At 60.6% G+C, this 2,945-nt stretch carries 3 protein-coding genes; all 3 read right to left on the bottom strand.

Features of this window, described 5'->3' with window-relative positions:
• Window positions 1-49: 49 nt before the first annotated feature.
• Window positions 50-1,075 (bottom strand): LacI family DNA-binding transcriptional regulator, encoded by a 1,026-nt coding sequence (locus ACRESJ_RS09490; protein WP_431757681.1) that lies wholly within the window; start codon window positions 1,073-1,075, stop codon window positions 50-52.
• A 132-nt stretch (window positions 1,076-1,207) separates the two neighbouring features.
• Entirely contained in the window at window positions 1,208-1,816 is a 609-nt protein-coding gene (locus tag ACRESJ_RS09485) for a LysE family translocator (RefSeq protein WP_431757680.1), read from the bottom strand.
• Between the two features lie 52 nt (window positions 1,817-1,868).
• On the bottom strand, window positions 1,869-2,708 hold the full coding sequence (locus tag ACRESJ_RS09480) for an AraC family ligand binding domain-containing protein (RefSeq protein WP_431757679.1): 840 nt from the start codon (window positions 2,706-2,708) through the stop codon (window positions 1,869-1,871).
• Window positions 2,709-2,945: the final 237 nt, after the last annotated feature.

The following is a 2,945-nucleotide window of genomic DNA, read 5'->3' as shown; positions in this document are numbered from 1 at the left end:
ACCTAGATCCAATGTGGGAGCCAGCCTGCTGGCGATAGGGCCATAACATTCAAAGCAAATCCCCACGGGTAGACCCCCGCACAACCAACCGCGCTGAAAAATCCAGCGTCCGCATCGGACTGTCATCCCCCCGCAGCCGCTTGAGCAAACACTCAAACGCACTGGCGCCAATCTCGGTGGTTGGCTGGGCGAGGGCGGTGATGCCGCTGCCCACCAGCGGATACCAATCCAGATCATCGAGGGCAATCAGGCCCACGTCTTCGAACAGGTTGCACTGAAGTTCCCGCAACGCATGGGTGCTGGCCAGTGCCGCAATCCCGTTGGCGCAAAACAACGCTTTGGGGCCTAAGCCTGTGGTGTCGAGGAAGGTTTTGAGGTTCGCGGTCAGTTCGCTACCGGTTTCGATCAAGCTGCCGCGAAGAGCCGGGCGCTGTGCAATCTGTGCCTTGAAACTGCTAACCCGCTCGATCCGCGAACTGGTGCCGTCAAAGGGTTCAGTCACCAGCAGCACGTCGCGGTAGCCGCGTTCTTCAAGGTGGGCGAGGGCCATCTCGACCGCTGCCGGGTTATCCAGCCCGACCAGATCGCTTTCCAGGTGCTCGACCTTGCGGTCCACCAGCACCAGGGGCATTTCCCCGTGCAGCTCGTGCAGCTCATCGCGGTGATGGCCGAGGGTGTTCACGATCAGGCCTTCGATGTTGTAGGAGCGCAGCAGGGCCAGGTGCTGGCGCTCCTGCTCGTCGTCGCGGTCGGTGTTGCACACCACCAGGCTGTAGCCATGTTGGCGGCAGGCGGTTTCCACCCCGTGCATCACGGCGATTGAATAGGGGTTGCGGATGTCGGCCACCAGCATGCCGATCAGGCGGGTGCGCCCGCGTTTCAGGCCACGGGCCATCTGGTTGGGGCGATAGCCCAGTTCGGCGATGGATTGTTCGATGCGCTGGGCGATAGCGTCGGAGAGCAGGGCGCGATCTTCGCCGATGAACCGCGAGACGCTGGCCTTGGACACCTTGGCGTGTTCGGCCACGTCGAGCATGGTCACGCGGCTGCGCTGGGCGGCGGAAAAATCGTTCACGGTCTGAAACCTTCTTATTGGATTTATAAGGCTGAGCGTCTAGCGCTGAAACCGGTTTCAGAAGACACCAGAAACGAATCCGCCGTCAAGTGCTCGATGTATCAGAGCGCGATAAAAACCGACAGAAGGAAATCAGGCCAATACGCTCAACCACGCCGAACCCAGCAACAACAGGCCCATGCAACGATTGAAACGCTGCATCGAACGCGGTGACTGCAACCAGCGGCCGGAGCCGGCTCCAAGCAATGCCCAGGCACCGAGGCACGGTAGGGAAATCAGGAAAAACACCACGGACAGGTACATCACATGGACAAGCCGTTGCTCACCGGCCCCCGCGAACACGCTGACGACCGCCAGCGCCATCATCCAGGTTTTCGGGTTGATCCATTGCAGGCCGGCTGCCCCGAGCAAACCGAGTCGCCTGGCTGTTTGCTCCGTGGAAATGGCTTGGGCGGGGGCACGGAAAATCTGCCACGCCAAATAACTCAGCCACGCCACGCCGAGCCATTGCATGAGCACTTGCAGCATGGGCCATGTGGTCAACGAAGAACCCGCACCGGTGCCCACCAACAACACCAGCATTGCCGCGCTGGCACAGGCGCCAAGGATGATCGGGACTGCGGCGGCGAAACCGAATCGCGCGCTGTTGCTCAACACCAGAAGGTTGGTCGGGCCGGGGGTGATCGAGGCGACGAAGGCAAACAGCGCAAAAGGCAATAACGTCGGGAATGAAGACAGCATCTCAGGCAAACTCCGGTGAAGATCAGTGGAATGATCTTCACAAGCAGCGTACCTACCTGTCTGGAAGATTTGAGCAGCGCTTGCGGTACAGCGCCGGTGTCAGCCCGTAGGCGCGTACGAACCAGCGACCGAGATGGCTCTGGTCGGAGAAGCCCAACGCCATGGCCACCGCTGCCGGTTGCTCGCCCTGGGCCAGCATTCGGCGAGCGGTGGCCAAGCGCAATTGCACCAGATAGGCGTGAGGTGCCATGCCGTAGGCGGCCTTGAAAGCGCGGGTCAGGCGAAAGCGGTCGACGCCGGTGGCAGCGGCCAGTTGATCGAGGCCGATGTCGTATTGCGCATTGGCGTGCAGGTATTCCCGGGCTCGTTGCGCCACCCGTGGAAGGCGCGGATCTTCACCATAACGTGCTCGCCAGTGCAAATGGCTGGTAAGGCGTTCGAGCAAACCGTCCAGGGCAGTCTGGCGGACAATTTTCAGTTCACCGCGATGCAGGGTCTCGAACGCAACATTGGTGGCCTGGGCCAGACGAGTGTCGCTGGCCAGCGTGCTGGCGAAGCTCAATTCATGATTGTCTGGAGCATTGGCGAACATCGCGCTGAGTTCGCGTCGTAACCACTGCGGGTCGAGGTAAAGCATGCGGTAGGTAAAACCGTCTGCGGTGGGCGCCTCACCATCGTGAATATCGCCCGGCTCCAGCAAAAACACCTTGCCCGGCGTGCTCTGGTGTCTGGCCCGCCGACAATTGAATTGCTGCACACCTTGCTCGGTAACGCCCACCAGATAGCTGTCATGCCAGTGTGGATCGTACGCGTGACCCTCGAAATGCGCGCGCAGGGTCTCGATGCCGGTGTCGGCATCCTGGCTCAGGTCGATCCAGTTGTGAGTGGTCATGCTGCACCTGTGGGACGGATTACCCATGCATTTAACGCCGGCAGCCCAGGTTACGGCTAGAACGTTTGTGCAATTGCCGCACGCCGCGACTGGGGCTCGCCATAACACCGGTCAGTTAAGGCATTTGTAGGAGCGAGCTTGCTCGCGAAAAACTTCAGGACGCCGCGTTCATTCAGAATTTCCGCGTTATCGTTAACGTTTTTCGCGAGCAATCGAGCGTCGACCGGCTGCTCCTAC

Source organism: Pseudomonas sp., from assembly GCF_050739655.1.
Classification (GTDB): Bacteria; Pseudomonadota; Gammaproteobacteria; order Pseudomonadales; family Pseudomonadaceae; genus Aquipseudomonas.
This window is presented reverse-complemented; position numbering and strand designations above follow the sequence as displayed.

What these genes read in the sequence shown, in the direction of transcription:
- ACRESJ_RS09485 (WP_431757680.1), bottom strand. Translation starts at nt 1,816, where the DNA reads ATGCTGTCTTCATTCCCGACGTTATTGCCTTTTGCGCTGTTTGCCTTC.
- ACRESJ_RS09480 (WP_431757679.1), bottom strand. Translation starts at nt 2,708, where the DNA reads ATGACCACTCACAACTGGATCGACCTGAGCCAGGATGCCGACACCGGC.